The sequence below is a fragment of the Burkholderia sp. WP9 genome, assembly GCF_900104795.1.
Lineage (GTDB): Bacteria > Pseudomonadota > Gammaproteobacteria > Burkholderiales > Burkholderiaceae > Paraburkholderia.
Window position 1 is genome coordinate 1,857,775 of the sequence record NZ_FNTG01000002.1, and the last position, 25,451, is coordinate 1,883,225.

Sequence of the window (25,451 nt, forward strand, 5' to 3'; positions counted from 1 at the left end):
TACGCTTTCATGCGTGCCCACCGGTTCTGTCCATTACGCCTCGCCGGGCGCACCACCCGTTCGCCCGCATTCCGCACTTCAGCAAGCCTCAGCGCACTGTGCCGCTAGCCAACAGACGTCACGCTAAAGAACTCACCTCGCTTCGCCGTTAACGCGAAAGAGCTAATTCCGCTTTCCGACCCGCCCATGCCTTTGCCTATTGTGATCGCCGATGATTCGCTGCTTGCCCGCAAAGTGCTCACCAAGGCATTGCCGCCGGATTGGGAGGTCGACGTGTCTTACGCAACGAACGGGCGCGAAGCGCTCGATCTGTATCGCGAAGGCAAAGCGTCGGTGATGTTCCTCGACCTGACCATGCCGGACATGACCGGTTATCAGGTGCTGGAAGCATTGCAGCATGAGGATCTGAACACCTTCGTCATCGTCGTCTCCGCCGATGTTCAACCGGTGGCCCAGCAGCGCGTGCGCGCGCTCGGCGCGGCCGCGTTCATCGCCAAGCCCGTGACGCCCCAGGCGGTACTACCTATCCTCAAGGAGTACGGGTTGTATGTCTGAGCCAGTCCTCACCGAAGATCAGCGCGACGCGCTGCAAGAGGTCGCCAATCTGGCGATGGGCCAAGCCGCGACACGTCTTGCCCGGCTGCTCGATGCGTTCATCGAATTGTCGGTGCCGCGCGTGAAGGTGGTGGCGGTCGGCGAAGCGGCGCAGGCGATGCGGGAGATGACCGGGATCGAGGACACCGTGAGCGCGGTGCGCCAGGGCTTTCGCTCCGACATCAAGGGCGAGGCGCTGGTGATCTGCCGCAGCGACAGCATCGAGCAACTCTGTTCGCTCGTCAGCGATCCGTACTCGCGCTCGGCCTACGAGGCGGTGAGCCAGAAAGAACTGGTGTTCGACGTCGCGAATGTGCTGACCGGCGCATGCGTGTCGTGCATTCTCGACCAGCTCGGCCGCACGCCGGTGTTCTCCGCGCCGGGCCTGCTCGGCGAAGCCATGACGCTCGACGCGGTCTTCCAGCCGGGCGTGCTGCAGTGGGAGGTCGCGTTGCTGGTCGAAGTGAACTTCGCGCTCGAGGACCAGAGCTTTCGCGCCCACCTCGTGATGCTGATGGCCGAAGAATCCATTCGCCACATGAACGGAGCGCTCGACGCGCTGCTGTCGAGCCTATGAATGTGCCCGTGGACTCGTTGAGCGATCTGGTGGTCGAACGTGTCGGGTTCGGCATTTTCGTGCTGGATCGCGACATGAACGTGCTCATGTGGAACCGCTTCATGCAGGATCACAGCGGACTATTGCCGGAACAGGTGGTCGGCAAATCGCTGTTCACGCATTTTCCGGAATTGCCGCGCGTGTGGTTGGCGCGCAAGATCGAGAGCGTCTTTCAGCTCGGCAGCTTTGCGTTCAGCTCGTGGGAGCAACGCCCGTATCTCTTCAAGTTCGACCACGACCGGCCAATCACCGGGGGCGTCGATTTCATGCAGCAGGACTGCACGTTCATGCCGCTCATGCGCGAGCGCGAAGTGGTGGCCGTGTGCGTGACCATTAGCGACGTGACGCACGTGAGCATCGTGCAGCGCGAACGCGAAGAAGCGGTCGCGAAGCTGCAGGAATATGCCGACCGCGACGGCCTGACGGGGATCGCCAACCGTCGGTTCTTCGAAACGCGCCTGCGCGACGAATACACGCGCTGGCAGCGCTACGGCGGCGATATGTCGGTGCTGCTGTTCGATCTCGACCACTTCAAGAAGATCAACGACCAGTTCGGCCACGGCGTCGGCGACACGGTGTTGCGCGTGATGGCGCAACGCGTCGCCGAGGTAGTGCGCGCGCAGGACACCTTCGGGCGCTTCGGCGGCGAGGAGTTCGCCTTGCTGCTGCCGTGCACGCCGCTCGACGACGCGATGCGCGTGGCGGAAAAGATCCGCTGCACGATCGCCGACACGCCGGTCGAAGTGCAGGGCACGAGCGTGCCGGTAACGGCGAGCGTCGGCGGCGCGTCGGCGCGTGCGGGCGTGCCTTCGTACGACGTGCTCATCAACGAAGCCGACGCGGCGCTCTACAGCGCCAAGCGGCAAGGGCGCAATCGTTCGGTGGCCTTCGTCTGACGCCGCACGGCGGCGCTGTTCCGCCTCGCCAGAGGCGCCGCGAGCGCCCCACGGTAGGTCGCCGGGCGCGCCGCCTTGCCGGCTTCAGGCCCGCTTCCGACCCCGTATTCGCTGGCGGCACTGCGGCCTCTTACAAAGATTGATATACTTTTCGCCGTTTCCGGCCTCCCAGCCGGGTGTTTCGCGCGTGTCCGCGCGCGCGTGCCGTCTGCCTTGCGGGCCGGCATAAACTTCTTGAACGCCTTTCAGCGGGCGCCTCCAGCGGAGATCGTCTTGGCTGTTTCCAATCTTGTCGTGGACGATACAGAAATCGACGCCGCTGCCGCCACGTCCGGCAGCTCGTTCTATCTCGCCATGCGCATCCTGCCGGCCGCGCAGCGCGACGCGATGTATCAGGTCTACGCTTTCTGCCGCGCTGTCGACGATATCGCCGACAGCGACATGCCGCGCGCCGAGCGCGCTGCCGCGCTCGAGCGCTGGCGTGCCGATATCGACGCGTGCTATGCCGGCGCGCCACGTGCTTCGTTGCGCGCGCTGACGCGGCACATTCATACGTTTCATCTGCAACGCGAAGATTTTCACGCCATGATCGACGGCATGGCGATGGACGCCGCCGCCGACATCTGCGCGCCCGATGAAGCCACGCTCGACCTCTATTGCGACCGCGTCGCGAGTGCGGCGGGCCGTCTATCGGTGAGGATATTCGGGATGGACGAAGAGCCGGGCCGAGTGCTTGCTCACCATCTGGGCCGCGCGCTTCAGCTCACCAACATCCTGCGCGATATCGACGAAGACGCCGGCATCAACCGTTGCTATCTGCCGCACGAATTGCTGGCGCGCGAAGGCATTGCGGTGACGAACCCCACGCAGATCGCCGACGATCCGTCGCTGCCGCGCGTGTGCGCGACGCTCGCCGAGCGGGCCAAGCAACACTTTGCCGCGTCCGACGCGATCATGGACCGCGAGCCGCGCAACCAGGTGCGCGCGCCGCGCATCATGTCGGGCGTGTATCGCGTGCTGCTCGAACGGACCCTCGAGCGAGGCTTCGACATTCCGCGCACGAAGGTCCGCAAGCCGAAGCTCCGCATGCTGTGGATCGTCGCGCGTTACGCGCTCTTCTGAGCTGATGCAAAAGCTCGTACATGTGGTCGGCGCAGGCCTTGCCGGCCTCGCCGCCGCAGTGCAGCTGCAGCGGCGCGGCGCGCACGTCCTGCTGCATGAAGCGGCTGCCCAGGCGGGCGGCCGTTGCCGGACGTATTACGACTCCAAGCTAGGCGCGACGCTCGACAGCGGCAATCACATGGTCCTGTCGGGCAACGTCGCGACGCTCAACTACACGCGGGCGATCGGCGCCGCCGACGAACTGGCCGGCCCGGCGCAGCCCGAGTTTCCGTTCGTGGATCTGGCCACGCGGGCGCGCTGGACCGTGCGCCTCTCGCCGGGACGCTTGCCGTGGTGGATCTTCGACGCGAACGCGCGCGTGCCGAACACCGGGCCGGGCGACTACCTGGCGCTCGTACCGCTGCTGTTCGCCAAGCCCGGGCGCAGCGTCGCGCAGACCATGCGTTGCAGCGGCCCGTTGTGGGATCGCCTGCTGCGCCCGCTGTTTCACGCCATGTTGAACGTCGAGCCACGCGAAGCGTCGGCGGAACTGACCGGCGCCATGGTGCGGCAGACCGTGATGGCCGGCGGCCTTGCGTGCCGGCCGCTGGTCGCGCGCAACGGTCTCGGCAGCGCGTTCGTGGATCCGGCGTTGCGGCTGCTGCAGCATGGCGGCGCGGCGATCCGGCTGGGTTCGCGTCTGGAAGAAGTGGTTTTCGCCGCCGACAACCGCCGCGTACAAGCGCTGAAGTTCGCCGGCGAAAGCATCGCGCTCGAAGCGAAGCACGCGGTGATTCTCGCGGTGCCGCCGGAGACCGCACGCGCGCTCGTACCCGGTTTGCGCGCGCCGACGCGCTTTGCGGCGAGCGTCAACGTGCATTTCGCGATCGATCCGCCGTTTGGTTTGCCGCTGGTCACCGGGCTGCTCAACGGCACGGCCGAATGGCTGTTCGCTTTCGACGGCCGCCTGTCGGTGACCGTCAACGGCGCCGAGCAGCTGCTCGATACGCCGCATGAAGCACTCGCGGCCACCGTCTGGGCTGAAGTGGCTCAGGCGGCCAATTTGCCTGCCGCACCAATGCCGGCCTGGCAAGTGGTCGTGGAAAAACGCGCGACATTCGCCGCGCTGCCGGATCAGGAAACGCTGCGGCCCGGCACGCGCACTCGCTGGAACAACCTGATGCTCGCGGGCGACTGGACGGCCACCGGCCTGCCCGCGACGATTGAAGGCGCGATCCGCTCCGGCCAGAAGGCCGCGGATACGTTGCTGAATGAACCGATGGAACGCCGATGAACGATTTATCCCAAACCCAGCCGCTGGACGCCGTCCTGTCCGAAGTCGCCGACGCGGCGCCGAACGCGCCCGCGCCGGCCGTTGCGGGCGAAGCGCCCGCCGCCTCGCTCGACGCCGCCATCACGCGCGCAACTGACGCGATTCTCGCGGCGCAAAAGCCGGACGGCCACTGGGTCTACGAACTCGAAGCCGACGCGACGATTCCCGCCGAATACGTGCTGTTGGTCCACTATCTCGGCGAAACGCCGAACGTGGAGCTGGAGCAGAAGATCGGGCGCTATCTGCGCCGCATCCAGTTAGCCGACGGCGGCTGGCCGCTCTTTACCGACGGCGCGCTCGACATCAGCGCGAGCGTCAAGGCGTACTTCGCACTGAAGATGATCGGCGACCCGGCGGACGCCGAGCACATGGTCCGCGCACGCGAGGCGATTCTCGCTCATGGCGGCGCCGAAGCCGTGAACGTCTTCACGCGGATTCTGCTCGCGCTGTTCGGCGTGGTGTCGTGGCGCGCCGTGCCGATGATGCCCGTGGAGATCATGCTGCTGCCCGTGTGGTTCCCGTTCCATCTGTCGAAGGTGTCGTACTGGGCGCGTACCGTGATCGTGCCGCTGCTCGTGCTCAACGCGAAGCGGCCGGTCGCGCGCAACCCGCGCCGCGTGCGCATCGACGAGTTGTTCCGCGGCGCGCCGGTCAACACCGGCCCGCGCGATCGGGCGCCGCATCAGCATGCCGGCTGGTTCCGCTTCTTCAGCGGCGTGGACGTGCTGCTGCGCGCGGTCGACGGCCTGTTCCCGAAAACCACGCGCGAGCGCGCGGTGCGCCAGGCGGTGGCCTTCGTCGATGAACGCCTGAACGGCGAAGACGGGCTCGGCGCGATTTTCCCGGCCATGGCGAACTCGGTGATGATGTACGACGTGCTCGGTTATCCCGCCGATCACCCGAATCGCGCGATTGCTCGCCAATCGATCGACAAGCTGCTCGTCATCAAGGATGACGAAGCATATTGCCAGCCGTGTCTGTCGCCGGTCTGGGACACCTCGCTCGTGGCGCACGCGCTGCTCGAAACTGGCGAGGCGCATGCCGAGCAGGCCGCCGAGCGCGGGCTCGCGTGGCTGCGTCCGCTGCAGATTCTCGACGTGCGCGGCGACTGGATTTCGCGTCGCCCGAATGTGCGGCCGGGCGGTTGGGCATTCCAGTACAACAACGACTATTACCCGGACGTCGACGACACGGCGGTGGTCGTCATGGCGATGCATCGCTCGGCGGGGATTACGCAATCCGGCGTCGATCGCGAAGCCATCGCGCGGGCGCGCGAATGGGTGGTCGGCATGCAGAGCAGCGACGGCGGCTGGGGTGCGTTCGAGCCGGAAAACACGCAGTACTACCTGAACAACATTCCGTTCTCCGATCACGGCGCCTTGCTCGATCCGCCCACCGCGGACGTTTCCGGCCGCTGTCTGTCGATGCTCGCTCAACTCGGCGAATTGCCGCAAGGCAGCGAGCCGGCGCAGCGCGCGTTCGCCTACATGTTGAAGGAACAGGAATCGGACGGCAGCTGGTATGGCCGCTGGGGTCTGAACTATATCTACGGGACGTGGACCGCGCTGTGTTCGCTGAACGCAGCCGGTCTGCCGCACGACGACCCGCGTATGAAGCGCGCCGCGCAATGGCTCCTGTCGATCCAGAACGAAGACGGCGGCTGGGGCGAGGGCGGTGAGAGCTACAAGCTCGACTACCACGGCTACGAGCGTGCGCCGAGCACGGCTTCGCAAACCGCGTGGGCTCTCATGGGCTTGATGGCGGCAGGCGAGGTCAATCACGAAGCGGTGGCGCGCGGCGTCGCGTATTTGCAGCGAGAACAGCGCGAGCATGGCTTGTGGGACGAAACGCGTTTCACCGCGACCGGTTTCCCGCGCGTCTTTTATCTGCGTTACCACGGCTACCGTAAGTTCTTCCCGTTGTGGGCGCTGGCGCGCTTCCGTCATCTGAAGCGCAACGGTCTCACGCGCGTCGCGGTCGGGATGTAACGGATGCCGCTTTCGACCAATCGGTCAGCGGACGGCCGCCGCAGCCCCTTGCCGGTGATCGTGGTGACGGGCATGGCGTTCGAGGCGCGAATTGCTCGCGGCGAAGGCGTTGAAGTCGTCTACGCGGCGCGCGCCGATCTGCTGGAGCGCGCGTTGAGTGCGGCGGTCGCGCGCGGCTGTTCGGGCATTGTGAGTTTCGGTACGGCGGGCGGTTTGGCGCCGGATCTGGAGCCGGGCGCACTGATCGTCGCGGATGCCGTCGAGGGGCCGTTTGGGCGGCTCCAGACCGATCGTCCATGGGCGGACAGGCTCGCGGCCGCGCTAGCGGCGGGGCCGCGCTCGGCGCGTGTACGCCGCGGCCTCATGGCGGCCGTTACCGCGCCTTTGGTGAGCGCGGGCGACAAGGACGTGCTGCATCGCTCGAACGGCGCGCTGGCGGTGGATATGGAGTCGCATATTGCCGGCGCGAAAGCTGCCGCGTGTGGCGTGCCGTTCGCCGTTTGCCGGGCGGTTGTCGATCCGGCGTGGCGCACGCTGCCATCCGCGGCCACTGCTGGCCTGCGCGATGACGGCAGCACGGCGCTCGCGCCGATTCTGCGGGAGTTGCTGCGACAGCCGTCGCAGCTCGGCGCACTGATCCAGGTTGCCATCGACGCCCGGGCGGCGCGCATCTCCCTGGTCGAGGCGCGGCGCGCGATGAGCGAGGCCGGGGCGCTGCGGATGGCGATCGCCTGAAAGAGCCCCGTCAATTGGGTGCCGCGCGAGTGTCAGTCTAAATCGCGGCACCGTTCTGCTTTTCCAATTCCTATTGCGTCACTGGTGCCGACGCCGGCTGCGTGTTGCCGGCCGGCGGCGCGGCGGGCAGCGTCGGCGCGGCCGTGTCTGAAGCGCCGGTGGGTGCGGCGGAAGGTGCGCTCGGCGTGGAGCCTGCTGCGCCGCTCGCAGGCGTGTCGCCCGGATCGGAGTAGTTGGGCACGCCCGCCGGGGCGCCGGTAGCGGCGCCTGAGGCTGCGTTCGGCGCTTCCGCCGCGTCGCCCGGATCGGCGTAATTCGGCAGGGCACCTGCCGCCGGCGCGCCGGCTGCGGGCACCGACGAAGCGCCGGAATCCCCCTGATCGTCATAGTTCGGCAGCGGCGCGCCGTTGTCGCTCGTGCCGCGCAGACGCGAACGGCGTTGCTGCGTATAGGCGTCGCGCACGAACGAGTACTTGTCCAGCGCGGCCTGTTGCAGCAGGTCCGACGCGCCCAGCAGGTCGGAACGCACGCTCACGAACTGCAGCAAGTACAGCGGATTGCGCACCGCCGGCTCCATGTAGTTCAGCGGGTTGAACTTCACGTCGACGATCAGCCCCATGCTGTCACGCACCGAGCTCGGGCCGAACAGCGGCAGGACCAGATATGGGCCCGACGGAATACCCCAGTGACCGAGCGTCAGCCCGAAATCCTGATGGTGCTTGGGCAGGCCGGCAGGCGTCGCCCAATCGAGCAGGCCACCCAGACCGAAGGTCGAGTTGAACGCGAAACGGACGATGTCCTCGGTCGCGTCGGTGATCTTCAATTGCAGCAGCGCGTTAGCCGCGTTGGTCAGATCGCCCAGATTCGAGAAGAAGTTGCTCACCGCCGTGCGCAACGGCTGCGGCGTCACCTTCTGATACCCCTTCGCCACCGGAACGGCGACGTAGCGGTCCAGGCCATCGTTGAAACTGAATACCGCGCGGTTCACCGGTTCGAACGGGTCGCCGGGTTTGCGGTCGGGGCCGGTGGCGCAGCCTGAAATCAAACCGGTGGCGACGAGTGCCAGCGCGGCGTTACGCAGCTTCATGCTTATATTCCTTTTTGCTTCGCGCGACGTGCGCGCGGCTTACCCATCAGCACGGGTTGAAAAACCACTGCGCCGATTAACGTGCAGAACAACGAGAGCGCCAACAGGCGCCCCATGCTCGATGTACCCGGATGGTGCGACAGCCACAGGCTGCCGAATGCCGTCGCCGTGGTCGCCGCGCTGAATAGCACGGCGTGCGTCAGGCTCGACTGCAGGAGGCTGGTTTGACCATGGCGCCACGCCATCACGAAGTAAATCTTGAACGCCACGCCGACCCCGAGCATCAGCGGCAGCGCGATGATATTCGCGAAGTTCAGCGGCATGCCGAATACCACGCACAGTTCGAGCGTCACGAGCGCAGAGACCAGCAGCGGCACCAGCGTGCGCAACATGTCGCTGACGCGCCGCAGTGCGATCCACAGCAGGATCGCAATCGACGCGAGCGCGTACGCGGCGGCCTGCAGGAACGCCTTGATGATGGTGTCGGCCGAATGGAGGATCGAAATCGGCCCGCCGATCGCGCCTGGCTCCGCCTTCTTCACCGCATGGGCGAAGCGGGCGAGCATGGCGTCGTCGTTCGGATCGGTGCCGGGCTTCACCTTCGGTGAGATGTCGACGAGCGCGCGGCCGTCCTTGGATACCCAGCCTGCGGAGATTTCCTTGGGCAGGTTCTCGCGGGTGATTTCAGTTGGCTGCAGCAAGTTGGCCAGTTGGCTCAGCGCGATGCGCAGCGTACCGGACATCGCGGTTTCGGCGCGGTCGCGCGTGGCGGCATCGGCGGCGGCCAGCTTCTGTAGTGTGGCCGATAGATGCTTGGCTTCGGCGGCGCCTGGGCCTGGGTGATCGTCGGCGGCGAGCGAGAGCTGGTTCGACGCGCGCTTGAGCGCGGCGACGCGCACCGCGTCCGTTGCCTGCTGCGCGGGCTGTTGCTGCAGCGCGGGCAACAGTTGCTGCGCGGCGCTCGCAATCAGCATCAGCTTCTGCTGCTGGTCGGCGGGAACGAAGGTGTCGAGCGTGTTGACGCGGCCCACTTCCGGCAACGCGCGCAGACGCGTGGCCATGCGGTCGGCGTCGGCGAGCGAGGGCGCCAGCACATGCACGTTGTTGACCGCGGCTTCCGGGGAATCCTTCAGCGACAACAGCGTCGCCATCGACTCCGTGTGCGGATCCTTCAGATGAAGCGGATTGAAGTCGAAGCGCAAATGCGTAAGCAACGGCGTGGCGCCGATCACGACGATCAGCGTGCCGATCAGCACAGGCTTGCGATGGCGATCGAGGAAGTCGTCGACGGGCGCGAGTTGCTTGAAGCCCGGTGAAGCGGCTTCGCCCGGCGGATTGAAGAGCTTCAGCAGGGCCGGCAGCAGCGTCATGTTGGTGAAGTACGCGATGAACATGCCGACGCCCGCGATTTCGCCCAACTCGGACACGCCGCGGTAAGCCGTCGGCAGGAACGAGAAGAAGCTCAGCGCAACGGCCACCGCCGCGAGCGTGAGCGGCACGCCAATGCTGTGCGACGTATGCATGAGGGCGGCGGACAGGCGGTCGTCGCGATTCCGTTCCTCGCGATACTTGACGCCGAACTGCACACCGAAATCGACGCCGAGCCCGACGAACAGCACCATGAAGGCGACCGAAATCATATTGAGCGCGCCGACCATCAGCAGGCCGAGCGCCGCGGTAATGGCAAGCCCGACGAACAGCGTGATGAACACGGCGATGATCATGCGGCCCGAGCGCAGCGCCAGCCACAAAATGATCAGCACGACGATAAAGGTGCCGATGCCGTTGAGCACCGCGCCGTCCTGGACCGAAGCGAATTCTTCGTCAGCGAGCGGCTGTTCGCCGGTCAGACGAACCGTAGCGCCGTAGCGCGCGTCGAGGTGCAGCGCGGCGGCGGTGTCGCGGATCGACTTCGACGCCGTTGCGCCCGGCTCCAGTGCGTCGTAATTCACGACCGGTTGCACCACCACGAAGGCGCGCGCCGGATCGGTGGCCGCGCTCTTGTCGACCAGCGCGCGCCACGAGAAGGCGGCCGGCTGGCCGGCCAGCACACGGTCGAGCGTGGTCGCGCTTTGCGTCAGCAGATGGCTCATGTCGCCGAGCTTTACCTGACCGATCTGAAGCGGCAGCAACAGGCTCGTGGTGAGCGTGCCGGCGAGGCCGGTCAGGCTCGGATCGTGCGCGAGGGCGTTGACGAGCGGGCGCGACTGGACGAGTTGCGAGGTGGTCGACATCACCTCGTCGGTTGACGGAAACAGCAGGCCGTTATGTTCGAAGAAAGCGCCGCCGGCCGGCTGCGAAACCGCCACGAACTCCTTGGAATCGGCCTTGAGCGCGGCGGTCAGGGCCTGCGCGGCGGCGTCGGCGAATTCCGGCGCGCGCGCTTCGACGACCACCAGCACGGTTTCGCCGCGATCGGGAAAGGCCTTGTCCATGGCGTGGTCGAGCGCCGACCATTCCTTGTCGGTCTCGATGAGACGGCTGATGTCCGTGTTGATCTTGAAGTTATGAGCAACGTAGAAGCCGCTCAAAACGGCGAGCACGAACGACACCGCGACGATCCGCAGTGGATGACGCACTGAATAGGCGACGAGACGGACAATAGATGACTTCAGCATGTAGGCGAACTTGGCCTTATCACGGGTGATGTTTTTGACGAAAGTGCACAAGTATACAGAGCCGGAGCGATCAGGCTCGTGTTCGCTAGCAAGTACGGCTCCCGGCGGGTGCTTTGGGGCGGGAACGCAATGTCGGTATACTGGTCTATCCTGCTTACGCCGCGTGCTCGCGAGCCCGGCGGCGCTTTCTTCTTTCAGGTTCTGTCGAGCGTATGAAACGTTATCTGTCTGTTTTTCTGGCCGCGGCCGTCGTCTCCACCGCGGCCTATGCGCAAAGCGCACCCGATGCGGTAGTAAAAAGTGCCGTCGAGGGCACGGTGGCCGCCATGAAGGCTGACCCGCAAGCGCGCGGCGGCGACATGGGGAAGATCACCCAACTCGTCCAGTCGCGCTTCCTGCCGGCCACCGACTTTCAACGCACCACGCGCATCGCGGTGGGCAAGGCGTGGAGCACCGCAACGCCCGAACAGCAAAAGCAACTCTACGAGCAGTTTACGCTGCTGCTCACGCGCACTTATGCTGCGTCGCTCTCGCAACTGCGTGATCAGGACGTGAAGTTCAATTTCCTGCCGATCACCGTGCCGGCGGGAGCCAAAGACGTCGTTGTGCAATCGCACGTGCTCAGCAATGGCGGCGACGACGCGATCGACTATCGCATGACCAAAGATCCCGCTGGCTGGAAGGTCTACGACATCAACATGATGGGCGCCTGGCTGATCCAGGTGTACCAGACGCAGTTCGCCGATCAGATTGCCAAAGGCGGCATAGACGGGCTGATCAAGTTTCTGACCGCGCACAACGCGCGCAGCGCGGGGTAACGGTTGATTGCCTCGTGAGGCATGACGCACGAGGTAAGAGGCACAAGGCAAGTGGTATGGGCGTAAAAAAAGCGCGGTGGCTATCAAACCACCGCGCTTTTTTTGAATTCGCGATCACAGGTGGCGCGAAACTGCCGCCACCGGCCGCTTAGTGTGCTGCTGTAGCCGTCTGCACTTTCTTGCCCTTGCCGGAAACCTTGATCTCTTCCAGCTTGATCTCGACATGGCGGGAGAAGACATACTCGGCCGGACGTTGCTTATCCAGAGGAATATCCTTCGTGAAAGCGCCCGACGTCTTCGGTCCGCGCAGGCTGACCTTCAGCGCCTTCAGCGGATGCGCCACCGTATCCATCACGGCGGTCGCTTCGAAACCGCAGTGAACCATGCAGTCAGCGCACTTCTCGTAGTTGCCCGTGCCGTATTTTTCCCACTCCGTGGTTTCCATCAGTTCCTTGAAGGTCTTTACGTAACCTTCGCCGACCAGATAGCACGGCTTTTGCCAGCCGAACACGGTACGTGCCGGGTTGCCCCACGGCGTGCACTCGTACGTCTGATTGCCGGCCAGGAAGTCGAGGAACATGCCCGACTGGCTGAACGACCAGTTCTTGCCATTGTTGCCGCGCTTGAAAATCTCGCGGAACAGTTGCTTGGTCTTGTCGCGGTTCAGGAAGTGCTGCTGATCCGGCGCGCGCTCATACGCGTAACCCGGCGAGACGGTGATACCGTCCACGCCCATCGGGCCCAGCGTGTCGAAGAATGCGGCAACCCGTTCCGGCACGGCGTCGTTGAACAACGTGCAGTTGATGTTCACGCGGAAACCACGGCGCTTTGCTTCCTTGATGGCGGCGACAGCCTTGTCGTACACGCCTTCCTGCGACACCGAGTGATCGTGCGCCTGCTGATCGCCGTCGAGGTGAACCGACCACACGAAGTACGGATTCGGCTCGTAGTCGTCCATCTTCTTTTCCATCAGCAGCGCGTTCGTGCACAGGTACACGAACTTCTTGCGCGCGATGATGCCCTTCACGATCTGCGGCATTTCCTTGTGCAGCAGCGGTTCGCCGCCTGCGATCGACACCACCGGTGCGCCGCACTCGTCGACGGCGCCGAGGCATTCTTCCAGCGACAGGCGCTGATTCAGGATGGGATCCGGATAGTCGATCTTGCCGCAGCCATTGCAGGCGAGGTTGCAGCGGAACAGGGGCTCCAGCATCAGGGCGAGCGGATAGCGTTTATTGCCGGAGAGATGCTGACGCATGATGTATGCGCCGACCCGGACTTTCTGTAGCAGCGGAATAGACAAAAGGTCCTCCTTAAACTTCGCGTGCGGCGAGTGGTTGCATCAGTTTCGATGGCAACTTGAATTCGACTTTCTCTTCACGGCCCGCCATCGTCGTGACATCGACAGGCCCCAATGCGCTCAGCGCATCGATTACGTTCTTCACCATCTCTTCCGGCGCCGAAGCACCGGCCGTGATGCCGACGGTCTGCACGTTCGCAAACCATTCCGGCTTCACTTCCGAACCGTCGGCGACGAGATAACTCGCCACGCCGCTTTCGCTGCCGATCTCGCGCAGCCGGTTCGAGTTCGAACTATTGGTTGCGCCCACCACCAGCAGCACCTCCACCTCTTTGCTCAACTCGCGCACCGCCGCCTGGCGGTTTTGGGTGGCATAGCAGATGTCGCGCGTATCCGGACCGACGATGTCGGAGAAACGGTTCATCAGGGCGTCGATGATGCCACGCGTATCGTCCACCGACAGCGTGGTTTGCGTGACATAGGCGAGCGGCGTGTCGAGCGGCAGGTCCAGCGTTTCGACCTCGGCCTCGCTCTGCACCAGCAGCACTTTGCCCGGAATCTGGCCGATCGTGCCTTCCACTTCCGGATGACCGGCGTGGCCGATCAGGATCAGCGTGCGGCCGGCGCCGACATATTGGCGACCCTGCACATGCACTTTGGTGACCAGCGGGCAGGTTGCGTCGAGCACGTCGAGACCGCGCGCTTCGGCGTCACGCTCGACGGTTTGGGCAACGCCGTGGGCGCTGAAAATCGCCACGGCGCCTTGCGGCACTTCGTCGAGCTCTTCGACGAAGCGCGCGCCTTTCTGGCGCAGATTGTCGACCACGTGGCGATTGTGAACGATCTCGTGGCGGACATACACGGGTGCGCCGTGTTGTTGTAACGCGCGGTCGACGATCTCGATTGCACGTACAACGCCCGCACAAAAGCCGCGGGGTTGAGCAAGGATGACTCGCATAAGTTGGCGAACTCCGACTGACGCGGGTTCGAAGAAGTCGGTAAATCTGACTTTATCGCCGCGATCATCTAATTTAGTTGACGTCTTGAGCCCGGCGCTTGCCGGTACAGCAAAACCAAACGCGCATTCTAACGCTATCAGGCCGGCTTTGCTTTGGCGGCGCCCGGCCGGTGTTGGGCGGCCGCCGCAGCGGCGGACCCACGGTTGAAGCCGCAAGCCGGCCCATGCCAGTGCGGATGCGGCAATCATTACACGCTGCAGCGGTTTAACGGAACCCTTAAACTACGTAGTCCTGCGGCGCCCCGGCGCCCACATTACAAAAGGGTTTCGAGGCTCGCTGGATGGACGTCGATCAATACGAAGATATTCCGGTCGCGAGCGTGTTGCTGCCAAAAGCGCTGCGCACGCCTATCGGAATCATCTATCAGGTGGTCCGCACGGCGGGCGACATTGCCGACGAAGGCGACTGGAGCGCGGCCGAACGGCACGCCCGTCTCGCCGACTTCCGCGCCGGTCTCGACGCGGTCGCACAGCGGCGCGCGGCGCCGGTTCATCCACTGCTGTTCGGCAAGCTGGCCGGTGTTGTGGCGCAGTATAAACTACCGCTCGCGCCGTTCTACGATCTGCTCCAAGCGTGCGCTCAGGACATCGACACCAACCGGTACGCCGACCGGGCCGCGCTGCTGGATTATTGCCGCCACTCGGCGAACCCGCTCGGGCATCTGATGCTGCATCTGATCGGCGCGGCCACGCCGGAAAACCTCGCCGACGCCGACGCGATCTGCACGGCGTCGCAATTGATCAGCTTCTGGCTCGACGTCTCCGCCGACTGGAAAAAGGACCGCGTGTATCTGCCGCTGGCGGACTTGCGGCGCTTCAACGTGAGCGAGGCGCACATCGCCAACGGGGTTGCCGATCAGGACTGGCGGGCGCTCATGGCACACGAAGTGTGTTTCGTCCGGGACATGCTGGTGCGCGGCGCGCCGCTCGCGTTGCGCATTCCCGGGCGTCTGGGAATCGAGTTATGCGGGGCCGTTCATGGCGGGCTGCGCTTTCTCGACAAAATCGAGACGGCGGGCTACGACGTGTTTCGCGAGCCGCCGGTGCTCAATACATTTGACTGGTGCGTTGTCGCGGCCCGCACTGTGGTGATGTGGCTGTCGCGGCGTGTCGGTGTGGCAGCGCGTTCAATCGAGGGTAATGTTTAATGGCGGTGGTTCTGTTTCTTCTTTCGTGTCTTTCCCTGCTGATCTGGTGTGTGTTGCTGTTCGCGCGCGGCGGTTTCTGGCGCGCGCGTCCCGCCGCGCCGCTCACCATCGCGCCGCGCGCTTCGTGGCCGGCTGTCGCCGCCGTGGTGCCGGCCCGCAATGAAGTCGACGTGATCGCCGAAGCGGTCACCACCCTGCTTCAGCAGGACTATCCGGGCGAATTCCACGTGATCGTCGTGGACGACCACAGCACCGACGGCACCGCCGACGCCGCTCGCGCGGCCGCGTTGCAGTTGCAGTGCCCGGATCGCCTGACCGTGCTGAGCGCGAAGCCGCTGCCGCCGGGCTGGTCCGGCAAGGTGTGGGCGCAGTCGCAAGGCATCGAGGCGGTGCGCACGCTCGGCTTGCCCGCGGACTTTCTTTTGCTTACCGACGCCGACATCGGCCATCCCGCCGACGCGGTCGCGCAACTCGTCGCGCGTGCTGACGCGGAACAGCGCGACCTCGTCTCGCTGATGGTGCGCCTGCGCTGCGATTCGTTCTGGGAAAAGGCGCTGATTCCCGCTTTCGTCTTCTTCTTTGCCAAGCTGTACCCGTTCTCGTGGGTCAACAACCCGCGCAATCGTACGGCTGCGGCCGCGGGCGGCTGCATGCTGGTGCGCCGGAGCGCGTTGGAAGAAGCGGGCGGCATCGAGTCGATCCGCGCCGAGCTGATCGACGACTGCAGCCTCGCGGCGCGCATCAAGCATCGCGGCACGGGGCGTCATCCGATCCGGCTGGACGTGGCGGCGCGCAGCGTGTCGCTGCGTCCGTACGACAACTGGCGTGAGATCTGGAACATGATCGCGCGCACGGCCTTCACTCAACTGCATTACTCGCCGTTGCTGCTGGCAGGCACGCTGGTCGGCATGACGATCATTTACCTGATGCCGCCGGTAGCCGCACTGGTCCTCGGCCCGACGGGCTGGCCCGCGTGGCTCGCATGGGCGGCCATGTGCTGCGCTTATGCGCCGATGCTCAGCTACTATCGCCGCTCGCCGCTGTGGGCGCCGTTTTTGCCGCTGGTCGCGTTGTTCTATGTCGGCGCGACGTTCGCGTCGGCGATGCGCTACTGGCGTGGCAAGGGTGGGCAGTGGAAGGCGCGTGTTCAGGCGCCGGTGCAGGAGCGCTGAAACAGCGGTCAGACAAAGGTGGAATGCAAAAGCGGCGCTCTCGGGCGCCGCTTTTTTTGCATCAGCCTTTGGTGAGCATCATGTAGAGCTGGATCACCATGTCCGGCGAAAACGTGAACGGAACCCAGCCGTGCCCGGTATGGCGCATGACCAGCAGACGGTCGCCGTTCGACTGCTTCTGCACTGCCATGACCGGATTCTTCGTGGACACGAAGCGCCAGCCTGGCGGAATACCCGGCGGCGGTTCAGGCGTCATTGAAGCACGCGCGTTCGACAACTCCTCGATCAGTTGGCCGATCTGCTCCGCGCGCAGCGCGACCGTCTGGCCGCCGATCGTCATGGTGATTTCGTTCTGCGCGGGGCGATTGATTTCGAGCGTGGGCTGAACCTGCGGGGCCGGCGCCTTGTCTTCGACTACGGCCGCCTCAGTGTCGGCCGCAACCGCTTCAGCCCTGGATTCGGACGCGACCTGCTCCACCGGCGCCTGCGGCGCAGTGGTGTCTGCGGGTGTCTCGGGGATGTTTTCGGCCTGCGGGGCCACGACAGCCTGAATGAGCTGATCGACGCCCACTTCCAGCGCGCCGAGCTGTTCGTGAAGATTCATGCGAGGTTTCTCTGGTAAGACCCACAATTTTACCTGCTGCGCGTAGGCTTTTACCTTTCGCTAACACAGTGACGTTGTAACAAAATGCTTGCGGCCGCGCCGGATCGTCCGGCGCGGGCCGCGTGTTCGGGCAGGCTCAGGCCTTCAGATAGCCGGCTTGCCGGAACCAGTCGAGGGCATCGCTCAGACCCTCGCGATAGGGCCGGGCACGGTAGCCGAGTTCGCGCTCCGCTTTCGCCGATGTGAAATACATCTTGTTCTTCGACATTTTCAAGCCGTCGACGGTGACGAACGGTTCGCGTTTCGTGATCTTGGCGACTGCCTCAGCGCCCATGGCCAGCGGATAAAGCGGCCAGCGCGGCAGGCTGAGCGTCGGTGCTTTGCGGCCGGTCAGCGCCGCGATATCCGCGAGCATCTGTTGAAGGGGCAGATTTTCGCCGCCGAGAATATAGCGCTCGCCGATCTTGCCGCGTTCAAGCGCAAGGAAATGGCCGGCCGCGACATCGTCCACGTGGACGAGGTTAAGTCCTGTGTCGACGAACGCGGGAATCTTGCCGAGCGCCGCTTCCACGATGATGCGTCCGGTCGGCGTCGGTTTGACGTCGCGCGGACCGATCGGCGTGGACGGATTGACGATCACCGCGGGCAAGCCGTCTTCGGCGATCATTCGTTCCACCGCGCGTTCGGCGAGCACCTTGCTGCGCTTGTAGACGCCGATAGCCTGGTCGGCTTTGAGGGGCGAGGTTTCATCGGCGGACTGGCCGGAACTGGTCACTTTCAGCGTCGCCACACTGCTCGTGTAGACAATCCGCTCGACGCCTTCCTTCAGCGCCGCGCGCATGGTCGCCTCGGTGCCTTCCAGGTTCGAGCGCTCGATCTCGCTCGGGTCCGGCGCCCATAGGCGATAGTCGGCGGCCACATGCAGCAGATAGCGCACGCCGCGCAGTGCGTTGCGCATCGACGCTTCGTCGCGCATGTCGCCCACCACGATTTCCGCGTCCAGCGACTCGACGTTCTGACGCGGACTGGTCGCGCGCACCAGCACGCGCACCTTGAAACCTTTCTGTTGCGCGATGCGCGCCACCGACGAGCCAACGAAGCCGGAGGCGCCGGTCACGAGCACGAGATCGCGATTCTGTTCGGTCATTCTGTTTCCATTTCCTGCGTGACAGTCGACGGATTGTACGTGGCGCGCGTGTTGCATGTCGCGCGAACGGCCTCAAACGCGTCGGCGGGACGCGCGCATTGCCGAGCAAGCTCGCCGCGACGCGACTAGAATGCCGGCTTGAAAGAATGTGTGCATCGGATCGGAGTCAGTGCTTTGCATGGGAGCTGAAGCGCTCACTCCGGCTGACAGAGGAGAAGACGGCATGGCCCCGGATCTGGATCAGCGGATCGAAACTTACTATGTGCGCGTACGCGGCACCGTGCAGGGCGTCGGTTTTCGCCACGCGACCGTGCGGCAGGCCCACGCGCTTGGAATCAAAGGATGGGTGGCGAATCTCGAAGACGGTTCCGTCGAAGCCATGTTGCAGGGCTCGGCCAACCAGGTCGACCGCATGTTGTCGTGGCTGCGTCACGGGCCGCCGGCGGCGCGCGTGACCGAGGTGAGCGGTGAAGAACGCTCCACCGAAAAGCGCTACGAGCGTTTCGAACAGCACTGAGCGGCGTTCCACGCAAAGCAAAAGGCGTCGCGCCATCATGCCGATGGCGCGACGCCTTGCCGTTTTTGCGCGGCTACTTAAGCCGCTCGAGTCATTCGGCGGCGCCGCCACGGTCACCGCACGTTCGAGGCACGCTCACCCCACGTTCAACGCGCCACGAGCAGGCTCTCCGCAAAGCCCCATTCTTCTTCGACCCATTGATGGCTGCAGACGAAGCCGGCGTCGTCTGCAATCGCGGGCATTTCTTCCGCGCGATATTTGTGGCTGCTCTCGGTCCAGATCGTTTCGCCCGCTTTGAGCGATACCGTCAATTGCGCCGCGCCCACGTGCGCGGTGATATCGCGCTTCGCACGCAGGTGCATTTCGATGCTGCGCGCGTCCGGGTTGAAGCGCGCGACGTGCTCGAACGCGTCGAGCGGAAAGTCACCGTCGAGTTCGCGATTGATCCGCGCCAGCAGGTTCAGATTGAACGATGCGGTCACGCCGATCGAGTCGTCGTAGGCGGCGACCAATACGGGCGTCGGCTTGATCAGATCTGTACCGAGCAGCAACGCATCGCCGGGCGCGAGCATGTTGCGGATGTCGCGCAGGAAACGCGTCGCCGCGAGTCTGCCGAAATTACCGATCGTACTGCCAAGAAACAGTACGAGTAACCGTTCGTCCGCCGCGCGTTGCTTGCTCACTTCGGCGAGACCTGCCAGATAGTCCCGTTCATAACCGACGATCGAAATACGCTCGATGTCGCCGAGTTCGCGCCTGCACAACTGCAATGCACTGCGCGAAATTTCAATCGGGCAGTAAGAAGTAGGGCGCTTTTTACACAGCGCTTCCAGAATGCGCCGTGTTTTACGGCCGCTTCCGCTGCCGAGTTCGGCGACGGTCACGTCATGCGGCAGATGCGCGACGATGTCGGCCGCGTGCTTCGCGAGCAGACGTTCTTCGGCGCGGGTCACGCCGTATTCCGGCAACACGGTAATCACTTCGAACAGTGCGGAGCCCACTTCGTCGTACAGATATTTCGACGGCAACTCTTTCTGAGGCGTATGGGTGAGGCCTGCGCGAACGTCGGCGGCGAAGGCGGAGCGTAGGTCGGGTGATGCGTCGTGCGATAGGGCTGGCTGCGTCATGCTATCTCCAGTAGTCACATTCGATGAATCACATGCGATGAGGGATGCTGTTGCCGGGGGCGGCGGCACGCGTGGTGAGACGCGAGTTCAGGCGTGCCGTGGAGGGGAAGGGCGGGCATGGTCCGTGAAACTGCCACTGCCGGCCCGGCTCATGGCTGCGTATGCTGTCCCCGAAAGGACGTTCTGCGAGGCATTGCCAACGACGCTGCAACAAGGTCGCAAGACTTCTTAGCAAGTTTCGCGCTTGAGCCGCTTTGCGCGGGATCGCGAGCGATGTTGCCGGTGAAAAAGCCCGGCTGTTCCAGCCGCGCGTGAAGTTATGTTCTAGTGCACCGACGCGCAATGCGCACGGAATAATTGCAGCCTGCCGACAGAAGCTGGCCGATCTCCAAACAGATACCCGTCTAGAATGCCGGCTTGCGTCGTATTAAAAGATAAAAAACGCAGTGCCTGTTTCGCGCTGCCCGCTTGTGAGACTTCAGTTCCAATGACACCGACAAACGCCGCGCGGCCAGATGCTGCGCTGCAATCCCAGCTATTCGCGCACATACGTTTATCCGCGGCGAGCGCCGAAGCGCCCGCACGATGGAGCGCACGATGAACCAGTATGACCCAAAGCGCGGTATCGCGTTGTCGGTCTGCGCGTCAACCATGTTCGCATTACTCTCCGCTTACGCAACACTGCTCGCGCCGCTGAGCGGCCTCGATATTTTCGCGTGGCGCATTGTATGGACCGTGCCCGGCGCGCTATTGCTGGTCGCTTTGCGCAAGCGTCTGCCGATTCTGCGGCAGCTTCTTTACCGCATGGTGACGGAGCCGGCACTCGGCGTGGCGATGATCGTGAGCGCGGCGTTGCTCGGCGCGCAATTGTGGGTGTTTCTATGGGCGCCGCTGCATGGCCGGATGCTCGAAGTGTCGCTCGGATATTTCCTGTTGCCGCTGGTGATGGTGCTTGTTGGGCGCTTTCATTATCACGAGCGGCTGGATGGTTTGCAGTGGCTGGCGGTGGTGTGCGCAGCGGTGGGCGTCGGCCATGAACTGTGGGTGACGGGCGCCTTCTCGTGGCCGACCTTGCTGGTCGCGATCGGCTATCCGCCGTATTTCGTGTTGCGCCGCAAAATCAATCAGGATTCGCTTGCCATGTTCACCGTGGAGATGGCGCTGTTGTTGCCCGTGGCGGTCGTGCAGGTGTTGAGCAGCGCTTCGCTGACGTTAATCTCCGGACGCCTCGCGATGTGGTTTCTCTTGTTGCCCGGTCTCGGCGCGCTGAGCACCATTGCGCTGGCTTCGTATCTGAAGGCGAGCCGCCTGTTGCCGGTCGCGTTGTTCGGCATTCTCGGCTATGTCGAACCGGTGCTGCTCGTGCTGGTTTCGATCACGTTGCTCGGCGAAACGCTCAGCGCCGCACAGTTGGCCACCTACGTTCCGATCTGGATCGCGGTTGCGTTGACGGCATTGCATAGCGTGCGCCTCGTTCGCTTCGCGCCTGGCTGAGCCGGGCGATCCGCATCGAGCATGCAGTCCACGAATCCGGCGGCGCGCTTTAGTGATGTGCCGCCGTACGGTCCGCATTGATGCGCGTCGGGCCGACTTGCGCCTCGATCGCTTCGCGTAGCGCGGGCCGCCAACCGAAGCCGAACAACGCTTCCGCGAGAACGAACAGCGGTCCGATCAGCAGCCCGATCACATCGTCGACAAAGGCCGGCTTGCGATGCTCGTAGGCGACATGGCCGATGAACTGAAACACCCAACCGACCAGAAAAAGCCCGACGCCGATCACGAGCCACGTCAGCGTGGATTGCGCCGCGCTCCACCGACCAAACGCGACGCACAGTGCGGACACGAGCGCCATCAGCAGGCCGAGCGGTACGTCGAGCACGAGGTAGTAGAGCGTTGCCGCGATGAACAATACCCATGCCGGCGATAACGTTAGCGGCAGCGCGCCGATCGCAAAAGCGGGCCGGCTCAACAACACTGCCAACGCAAGCACGATCATCGGAATGCCGACGAAATGCGTGGCGATGTTGCGCCGGTCACGATGGTAGGCCGCGTACTGCGTCAGCTGTTGTGTCAGCGTTCTCATGAATCCCGCTCCGTGGTTAAAGTCAGCATAATCGCGGGCAGCGGAATTTGAAACCATCGGGTAGCCGACAATCGGCCACGGAAGCCGTTCTATGACTGCGATTTTTCCATCGAATGAGCTGGTCGCGCTGCTCGAGCGCAGCGCGTGGTTTCGCTCGGCGCCGGCTCCCATGCGTGCGCAGTTGGTCGACGTAGGGCGTGTCGAGCACCTCGCCGGCGGTCAGCGGCTCTTTACTCGCGGCGATTCCGACGACGGCCTCTATTGCGTGCTCGATGGCCTCGTGAGAATCGGTGCAGCGAGTTCGGCGGGCAAGGAGGCCTTGCTCGCCGTTATCGAGCCAGTGAACTGGTTCGGCGAGATCGCGCTGTTCGACAATCGGCCGCGAACCCACGATGCGTATGCCGAGCGCGATTCCGCGCTGTTTCATGTGCCACGCGCCGCGCTGGCCGCGCTGCTCGAAAGCTCGCCCGCTTATTGGCATGTGTTCGGCTTGCTGTTGACACAAAAGCTGCGGCTTGCCTTCGACGCGATAGAAGAGGCCGCGTTGCTGCCCGCCGCGCAGCGCGTGGCGCGCCGTTTGTTATTGATGGCTGGCGGCTACGGCGAACCCGGCGCATTGCGGCGCGTGCTCAAAGTCCCGCAAGAAGATCTCGCGATGATGCTGGCGCTGTCCCGGCAAACCATCAACCAGGTATTGAAGCAATTCGAAACGCAAGGCGCGCTGAAGCTCGGTTATGCGGAAATCGAAATTACCGACGTGCAGAAGCTGGGTGTTCTGGCGGAGCTGAATCTGCCTGCGGATTGACGGCTGAGCGTTTGTTCTCGCCTGCTTGCGCCCTGCGCGATAGACGACACGCCGACCAAACGCCGACCAAACGCCGACGCATTTTTATAAGCATTTTACGGCGCGCGCCTATTTCTATTGCGATTCGCTATCTCCAGCCCGGTAAGGTCGAGGCATCCGGGTCAGGAAGCGAAAATATGCATGGGGTTAGCGCTCTGCAAGGTGTGTCACGACAACGAAAGGCCGACCGTTACGCGGTACGCCGCTTGACGAGCATGCTTGCAGCGATCGTCTTCACGTTGGCTAATGCCGCGCATGCCGCCGGCGCCGATACTGCTGCCGATGCGCAGCCGACTGCATCCGCTGCTCCGATCCTCGCGAGCGATGCCACGCTGGAAGCCAGCTTGCCGACTCTCGGCGATATCACCGCCATGTTGCGCGCACAGTTTCGTGTGGCGCCGACAGAGTCGTTGAAGATTGCCCGCGCAGTGCTCGCCGAAGCGGACCGCCACGCCATTTCTCCCATCCTGCTGCTTGCCGTGATGGCGGTCGAGTCGAGCTTCGATCGCTATGCGGTCAGCGTCGCGGGCGCGCGAGGACTCATGCAAATCCTGCCTGCGGCTCACCCGCAATTGATTGCAGGCGCGGCCGATCTATCCGATCCGGCCATCAACGTGCGGATCGGTTCGACCATCCTGCGCCGCTACCTCGACGAAAGCGGTGGCGATCTCGACGCCGCCTTGCTGCGCTACAGCGGCGGAGGCCGCGGCTATGCGCGGCGCGTGGTATTGCGTATGCAGCGTTTCGACGCAAGCCTGCGCCGCGAATGAACGACTCATTCGCGGCGCGGTGGAGAGATCGAACTGCGAACCGGCTAGTTCACCACTCCGGCAAATTCGGCGCGCAGATCCTGTAGCCGGTCGCGCGCGGTGCTCAGACGCTCGACAAGTTGCGCCGATGCACGCGAGATCGGCATGCGTGTTTCGTCGCTGAGCGAATGGTCGAAGGCGAGCATCGCTTTGATGGCGGACGGATTGGGCGCGGCGAACAGGAGCCGTAAGACCGGCAGCAAACTCGCGAACAGATTGCGCGCGTCCACGTCGTGCTCGGCCCGCAGCAGATCCTGAAACGCGACCAGCAGGTCGGCGCAGACATGCGCGCTCGCCAGAATGCCACCTGTTCCGCCGTGATGCAGACAGTCGTCCAAGGCTTCGTCGGTGCCGCACAGGACGTTGATCGGCAGCGTGCTCAACTGGCTGAAATGCTCCTTCACGCACTCTTTGATCGCGACGATGTTGCCGCACTCGATGAGTCGCGCGACGCTATCCGGCGCGATCGTCACGCCGGTCCGGTGCGGCACGTTGTACAGCACGATCGGGTGCTCGGTCGCGCCCGCGGCCTGCTCGAAGTGCCACTGCACGCCCGCTTGATCCGGGCACACGTAGGACGGCGCGGAGACCAGATAGCCCGCGCAATCCCAGCGCTCGTAGCGCTGAATATCGTGCAGGACATCGCGCGTGTTCGAGCCGCCGACGCCGATCAGCATCGGCAAACGGGAGCGGACTACTTCGCTTAAGGCCTGCAACACCGTCAGACGCTCGGCGTCCTGTAACAACGCGGCTTCGCCGGTGGTACTCAGCGCGACAATGCCGGCGATCCCGGTGCGCAAGTAGTAGTCGGCGAGACGCTGCAATGCGTCGATATCGACTTCGCCGTTACGCAGCGGCGTGACGATAGGCAACCAGATACCTGAAAACATGATCAGCGCACCTTTGCGGCCGCGCTGCGGCGCTTCAAAGGTCCGATCATCGCGGCGGGAAGCGTCGAGATCAGCGTGTGCAGTGTGAAGTCGAGGTCGTCGAAGGCGATGTCGAGTTGAACGCGAATTTCCTCGCGCATGGCCTCAGTGGCGACGACGTAGACACCGAGCGGAGAATGAAGCAGGACGCGAAGTTGGGTGCCGGGCAGTTCGCCTGAACGGTGAGGCAGGGTCACCTGGAAGCGCACGCGAGCCGCGGGAAAGGGAATGACGTTGTTGCGTTGAACGCGTGCCTCGTTGAAGGGCTGCGCGGCGAAGCTACGAATTGTTTGTGTGAGAGCCATGTCATGCGGCGTTCGTCGACGCCATGGTTGATCAAGACAGTTCGAGATTAGACTTCCGCAGGTAAACGCAGTGCAAAAATTGAGGCGTCCGCTGAAAAAATCATGCGGGCGCTATGCCGGTTCGCTCGCTGTGCGAGCACTCGCAGCTCGAACGCGCATAAAAAAAGGCGAGTCATATGACTCGCCCTCCCTGAACGGCACAGTTCGGCTTCGATTATCTGCACATGCCTGGCCGGTGCGTGCCGAAACCGATCACGTGTTATTGCGTTTTTGTCGTGTCGGTTTTAGTGCCGTCGGCTTTTGCCGGGGCATTGCTGGCCTCTTTCGTGCTCTCCGTTTTAGTCTTTGCTGCGCTCGTGTCTGCTGCGGCTTTCTTGGTGGTCTTGTGGGCTTTCGCCGTGTGATGCGCGGAGGTCTTCTTCACATGCGCTTTGGGCGTGGCTTTGGCCGGCGCTTTCGTTGCCGCTGCGCTTTCATCTGTCGCGCCGGTTTGCACGGCGGTGCTCGCCTTCAGATTCGCCTGGCCGGCGGGTTGCGTTTGCGCGGGCTGCGCAGTTTGCGTGCTGGACGGTGCGGCCGTTTGAGCGAAAGCGGTCGACACGAGCATAGCGGAAGCGAGAGCGGCGAAAAGCGTCTTCATGGTTTAACTCCTGGTTTAACCG

General features: G+C 64.0%; 25 protein-coding genes. 14 read left to right on the forward strand and 11 right to left on the reverse strand.

Translation table 11 applies throughout. The features are described 5' to 3' along the window. The first annotated feature begins 186 nt into the window (after positions 1-186). The 7 genes from BLW71_RS29440 (at position 187) to BLW71_RS29470 (ending at position 7,263) form a co-directional block, all read left to right on the forward strand. Entirely contained in the window at positions 187-555 is a 369-nt protein-coding gene (locus BLW71_RS29440; protein ID WP_091805367.1) for a response regulator, read from the forward strand. Beyond that, positions 548-1,171, forward strand: a complete 624-nt coding sequence (locus BLW71_RS29445; protein ID WP_091805369.1) for a chemotaxis protein CheC — start codon at positions 548-550, stop codon at positions 1,169-1,171. Before BLW71_RS29440 ends, BLW71_RS29445 begins: the two co-directional genes overlap by 8 nt. Continuing rightward, on the forward strand, positions 1,168-2,106 hold the full coding sequence (locus BLW71_RS29450; protein WP_091805372.1) for a sensor domain-containing diguanylate cyclase: 939 nt from the start codon (positions 1,168-1,170) through the stop codon (positions 2,104-2,106). The genes BLW71_RS29445 and BLW71_RS29450 overlap by 4 nt, the downstream gene beginning before the upstream one ends. A 273-nt stretch (positions 2,107-2,379) precedes the next feature. After that, the gene (gene hpnD, locus BLW71_RS29455; RefSeq protein ID WP_091805376.1) at positions 2,380-3,228 is read left to right on the forward strand and encodes a presqualene diphosphate synthase HpnD; all 849 of its coding nucleotides are present in this window, start codon (positions 2,380-2,382) and stop codon (positions 3,226-3,228) included. A 4-nt stretch (positions 3,229-3,232) separates the two neighbouring features. Further along, the gene (gene hpnE / locus BLW71_RS29460) at positions 3,233-4,501 is read left to right on the forward strand and encodes a hydroxysqualene dehydroxylase HpnE (RefSeq protein WP_091805379.1); all 1,269 of its coding nucleotides are present in this window, start codon (positions 3,233-3,235) and stop codon (positions 4,499-4,501) included. Next, positions 4,498-6,528 (forward strand): squalene--hopene cyclase, encoded by a 2,031-nt coding sequence (shc, locus tag BLW71_RS29465; protein ID WP_091805382.1) that lies wholly within the window; start codon positions 4,498-4,500, stop codon positions 6,526-6,528. The genes hpnE and shc overlap by 4 nt, the downstream gene beginning before the upstream one ends. 3 nt (positions 6,529-6,531) lie before the next feature. Next, positions 6,532-7,263 carry a phosphorylase gene (locus BLW71_RS29470; RefSeq protein WP_091805386.1) on the forward strand — a complete coding sequence of 244 codons (732 nt, stop codon included), beginning with the start codon at positions 6,532-6,534 and terminating at the stop codon, positions 7,261-7,263. A gap of 70 nt (positions 7,264-7,333) precedes the next feature. Here BLW71_RS29470 and BLW71_RS29475 read toward each other — a convergent pair whose 3' ends face one another. Both BLW71_RS29475 and hpnN read right to left on the reverse strand, forming a co-directional pair. Then, complete coding sequence (locus BLW71_RS29475) at positions 7,334-8,350, reverse strand: MlaA family lipoprotein (RefSeq protein ID WP_091805388.1); 1,017 nt, start codon at positions 8,348-8,350, stop codon at positions 7,334-7,336. A gap of 2 nt (positions 8,351-8,352) precedes the next feature. Beyond that, the gene (gene hpnN, locus BLW71_RS29480; protein WP_091809034.1) at positions 8,353-10,968 is read right to left on the reverse strand and encodes a hopanoid transporter HpnN; all 2,616 of its coding nucleotides are present in this window, start codon (positions 10,966-10,968) and stop codon (positions 8,353-8,355) included. A 212-nt stretch (positions 10,969-11,180) separates the two neighbouring features. Here hpnN and BLW71_RS29485 point away from each other — a divergent pair, with 212 nt between their 5' ends. Next, positions 11,181-11,786, forward strand: coding sequence for an MlaC/ttg2D family ABC transporter substrate-binding protein (locus tag BLW71_RS29485; protein ID WP_091805391.1), 606 nt, complete (start codon positions 11,181-11,183; stop codon positions 11,784-11,786). A gap of 148 nt (positions 11,787-11,934) precedes the next feature. Here BLW71_RS29485 and hpnH read toward each other — a convergent pair whose 3' ends face one another. Beyond that, positions 11,935-13,089 (reverse strand): adenosyl-hopene transferase HpnH, encoded by a 1,155-nt coding sequence (hpnH, locus tag BLW71_RS29490; RefSeq protein ID WP_091805395.1) that lies wholly within the window; start codon positions 13,087-13,089, stop codon positions 11,935-11,937. 10 nt (positions 13,090-13,099) lie between these two features. Beyond that, positions 13,100-14,044, reverse strand: a complete 945-nt coding sequence (gene ispH, locus BLW71_RS29495) for a 4-hydroxy-3-methylbut-2-enyl diphosphate reductase (RefSeq protein ID WP_091805398.1) — start codon at positions 14,042-14,044, stop codon at positions 13,100-13,102. Positions 14,045-14,385: 341 nt separating this feature from the next. Between ispH and hpnC the strand changes: the two genes are divergently transcribed. Continuing rightward, positions 14,386-15,252: a squalene synthase HpnC gene (gene hpnC, locus BLW71_RS29500; protein ID WP_091805401.1), complete on the forward strand. Its 867-nt coding sequence runs from the start codon at positions 14,386-14,388 to the stop codon at positions 15,250-15,252. Next, positions 15,252-16,424 carry a glycosyltransferase gene (locus BLW71_RS29505; protein ID WP_091805404.1) on the forward strand — a complete coding sequence of 391 codons (1,173 nt, stop codon included), beginning with the start codon at positions 15,252-15,254 and terminating at the stop codon, positions 16,422-16,424. The genes hpnC and BLW71_RS29505 overlap by 1 nt, the downstream gene beginning before the upstream one ends. Positions 16,425-16,485: 61 nt before the next feature. On the opposite strand, the gene BLW71_RS29510 is transcribed toward BLW71_RS29505, so the two are convergent. Both BLW71_RS29510 and hpnA read right to left on the reverse strand, forming a co-directional pair. Then, the gene (locus BLW71_RS29510) at positions 16,486-17,028 is read right to left on the reverse strand and encodes a hypothetical protein (protein WP_091805407.1); all 543 of its coding nucleotides are present in this window, start codon (positions 17,026-17,028) and stop codon (positions 16,486-16,488) included. A gap of 136 nt (positions 17,029-17,164) precedes the next feature. Further along, complete coding sequence (gene hpnA / locus BLW71_RS29515) at positions 17,165-18,175, reverse strand: hopanoid-associated sugar epimerase (protein WP_091805410.1); 1,011 nt, start codon at positions 18,173-18,175, stop codon at positions 17,165-17,167. A gap of 223 nt (positions 18,176-18,398) precedes the next feature. Here hpnA and BLW71_RS29520 point away from each other — a divergent pair, with 223 nt between their 5' ends. Continuing rightward, the gene (locus tag BLW71_RS29520) at positions 18,399-18,692 is read left to right on the forward strand and encodes an acylphosphatase (RefSeq protein ID WP_091805413.1); all 294 of its coding nucleotides are present in this window, start codon (positions 18,399-18,401) and stop codon (positions 18,690-18,692) included. A 146-nt stretch (positions 18,693-18,838) separates the two neighbouring features. Here BLW71_RS29520 and egtD read toward each other — a convergent pair whose 3' ends face one another. Then, positions 18,839-19,819: an L-histidine N(alpha)-methyltransferase gene (gene egtD, locus BLW71_RS29525; RefSeq protein ID WP_091805416.1), complete on the reverse strand. Its 981-nt coding sequence runs from the start codon at positions 19,817-19,819 to the stop codon at positions 18,839-18,841. A 597-nt stretch (positions 19,820-20,416) separates the two neighbouring features. Here egtD and rarD point away from each other — a divergent pair. Further along, positions 20,417-21,313 (forward strand): EamA family transporter RarD, encoded by an 897-nt coding sequence (gene rarD / locus BLW71_RS29530; RefSeq protein WP_091805419.1) that lies wholly within the window; start codon positions 20,417-20,419, stop codon positions 21,311-21,313. Positions 21,314-21,362: 49 nt separating this feature from the next. On the opposite strand, the gene BLW71_RS29535 is transcribed toward rarD, so the two are convergent. Beyond that, the gene (locus BLW71_RS29535; RefSeq protein ID WP_091805422.1) at positions 21,363-21,902 is read right to left on the reverse strand and encodes an Mpo1 family 2-hydroxy fatty acid dioxygenase; all 540 of its coding nucleotides are present in this window, start codon (positions 21,900-21,902) and stop codon (positions 21,363-21,365) included. A gap of 91 nt (positions 21,903-21,993) precedes the next feature. Between BLW71_RS29535 and BLW71_RS29540 the strand changes: the two genes are divergently transcribed. Beyond that, positions 21,994-22,707, forward strand: a complete 714-nt coding sequence (locus BLW71_RS29540; protein WP_091805425.1) for a Crp/Fnr family transcriptional regulator — start codon at positions 21,994-21,996, stop codon at positions 22,705-22,707. A 254-nt stretch (positions 22,708-22,961) separates the two neighbouring features. Beyond that, positions 22,962-23,516: a transglycosylase SLT domain-containing protein gene (locus tag BLW71_RS29545; protein ID WP_091809037.1), complete on the forward strand. Its 555-nt coding sequence runs from the start codon at positions 22,962-22,964 to the stop codon at positions 23,514-23,516. 44 nt (positions 23,517-23,560) lie between these two features. On the opposite strand, the gene BLW71_RS29550 is transcribed toward BLW71_RS29545, so the two are convergent. From BLW71_RS29550 to BLW71_RS29560, 3 genes are all read right to left on the reverse strand, one after another. After that, positions 23,561-24,445, reverse strand: coding sequence for a 4-hydroxy-tetrahydrodipicolinate synthase family protein (locus BLW71_RS29550; RefSeq protein WP_091805427.1), 885 nt, complete (start codon positions 24,443-24,445; stop codon positions 23,561-23,563). 2 nt (positions 24,446-24,447) lie between these two features. Continuing rightward, entirely contained in the window at positions 24,448-24,789 is a 342-nt protein-coding gene (locus BLW71_RS29555) for a hypothetical protein (protein ID WP_091805430.1), read from the reverse strand. Positions 24,790-25,048: 259 nt separating this feature from the next. After that, positions 25,049-25,429, reverse strand: coding sequence for a hypothetical protein (locus BLW71_RS29560; protein WP_091805433.1), 381 nt, complete (start codon positions 25,427-25,429; stop codon positions 25,049-25,051). Between the last annotated feature and the right edge of the window lie 22 nt (positions 25,430-25,451).

What these genes read in the sequence shown, in the direction of transcription:
- BLW71_RS29540 (WP_091805425.1), top strand. Translation starts at nt 21,994, where the DNA reads ATGACTGCGATTTTTCCATCGAATGAGCTGGTCGCGCTGCTCGAGCGC.
- egtD (WP_091805416.1), bottom strand. Translation starts at nt 19,819, where the DNA reads ATGACGCAGCCAGCCCTATCGCACGACGCATCACCCGACCTACGCTCC.
- shc (WP_091805382.1), top strand. Translation starts at nt 4,498, where the DNA reads ATGAACGATTTATCCCAAACCCAGCCGCTGGACGCCGTCCTGTCCGAA.
- BLW71_RS29510 (WP_091805407.1), bottom strand. Translation starts at nt 17,028, where the DNA reads ATGAATCTTCACGAACAGCTCGGCGCGCTGGAAGTGGGCGTCGATCAG.
- ispH (WP_091805398.1), bottom strand. Translation starts at nt 14,044, where the DNA reads ATGCGAGTCATCCTTGCTCAACCCCGCGGCTTTTGTGCGGGCGTTGTA.
- BLW71_RS29560 (WP_091805433.1), bottom strand. Translation starts at nt 25,429, where the DNA reads ATGAAGACGCTTTTCGCCGCTCTCGCTTCCGCTATGCTCGTGTCGACC.
- BLW71_RS29450 (WP_091805372.1), top strand. Translation starts at nt 1,168, where the DNA reads ATGAATGTGCCCGTGGACTCGTTGAGCGATCTGGTGGTCGAACGTGTC.
- hpnC (WP_091805401.1), top strand. Translation starts at nt 14,386, where the DNA reads ATGGACGTCGATCAATACGAAGATATTCCGGTCGCGAGCGTGTTGCTG.
- BLW71_RS29535 (WP_091805422.1), bottom strand. Translation starts at nt 21,902, where the DNA reads ATGAGAACGCTGACACAACAGCTGACGCAGTACGCGGCCTACCATCGT.
- BLW71_RS29440 (WP_091805367.1), top strand. Translation starts at nt 187, where the DNA reads ATGCCTTTGCCTATTGTGATCGCCGATGATTCGCTGCTTGCCCGCAAA.
- hpnA (WP_091805410.1), bottom strand. Translation starts at nt 18,175, where the DNA reads ATGACCGAACAGAATCGCGATCTCGTGCTCGTGACCGGCGCCTCCGGC.
- BLW71_RS29550 (WP_091805427.1), bottom strand. Translation starts at nt 24,445, where the DNA reads ATGTTTTCAGGTATCTGGTTGCCTATCGTCACGCCGCTGCGTAACGGC.
- BLW71_RS29545 (WP_091809037.1), top strand. Translation starts at nt 22,962, where the DNA reads ATGCTTGCAGCGATCGTCTTCACGTTGGCTAATGCCGCGCATGCCGCC.
- BLW71_RS29520 (WP_091805413.1), top strand. Translation starts at nt 18,399, where the DNA reads ATGGCCCCGGATCTGGATCAGCGGATCGAAACTTACTATGTGCGCGTA.
- BLW71_RS29475 (WP_091805388.1), bottom strand. Translation starts at nt 8,350, where the DNA reads ATGAAGCTGCGTAACGCCGCGCTGGCACTCGTCGCCACCGGTTTGATT.
- BLW71_RS29505 (WP_091805404.1), top strand. Translation starts at nt 15,252, where the DNA reads ATGGCGGTGGTTCTGTTTCTTCTTTCGTGTCTTTCCCTGCTGATCTGG.
- BLW71_RS29445 (WP_091805369.1), top strand. Translation starts at nt 548, where the DNA reads ATGTCTGAGCCAGTCCTCACCGAAGATCAGCGCGACGCGCTGCAAGAG.
- BLW71_RS29485 (WP_091805391.1), top strand. Translation starts at nt 11,181, where the DNA reads ATGAAACGTTATCTGTCTGTTTTTCTGGCCGCGGCCGTCGTCTCCACC.
- rarD (WP_091805419.1), top strand. Translation starts at nt 20,417, where the DNA reads ATGAACCAGTATGACCCAAAGCGCGGTATCGCGTTGTCGGTCTGCGCG.
- hpnN (WP_091809034.1), bottom strand. Translation starts at nt 10,968, where the DNA reads ATGCTGAAGTCATCTATTGTCCGTCTCGTCGCCTATTCAGTGCGTCAT.
- hpnE (WP_091805379.1), top strand. Translation starts at nt 3,233, where the DNA reads ATGCAAAAGCTCGTACATGTGGTCGGCGCAGGCCTTGCCGGCCTCGCC.
- BLW71_RS29470 (WP_091805386.1), top strand. Translation starts at nt 6,532, where the DNA reads ATGCCGCTTTCGACCAATCGGTCAGCGGACGGCCGCCGCAGCCCCTTG.
- BLW71_RS29555 (WP_091805430.1), bottom strand. Translation starts at nt 24,789, where the DNA reads ATGGCTCTCACACAAACAATTCGTAGCTTCGCCGCGCAGCCCTTCAAC.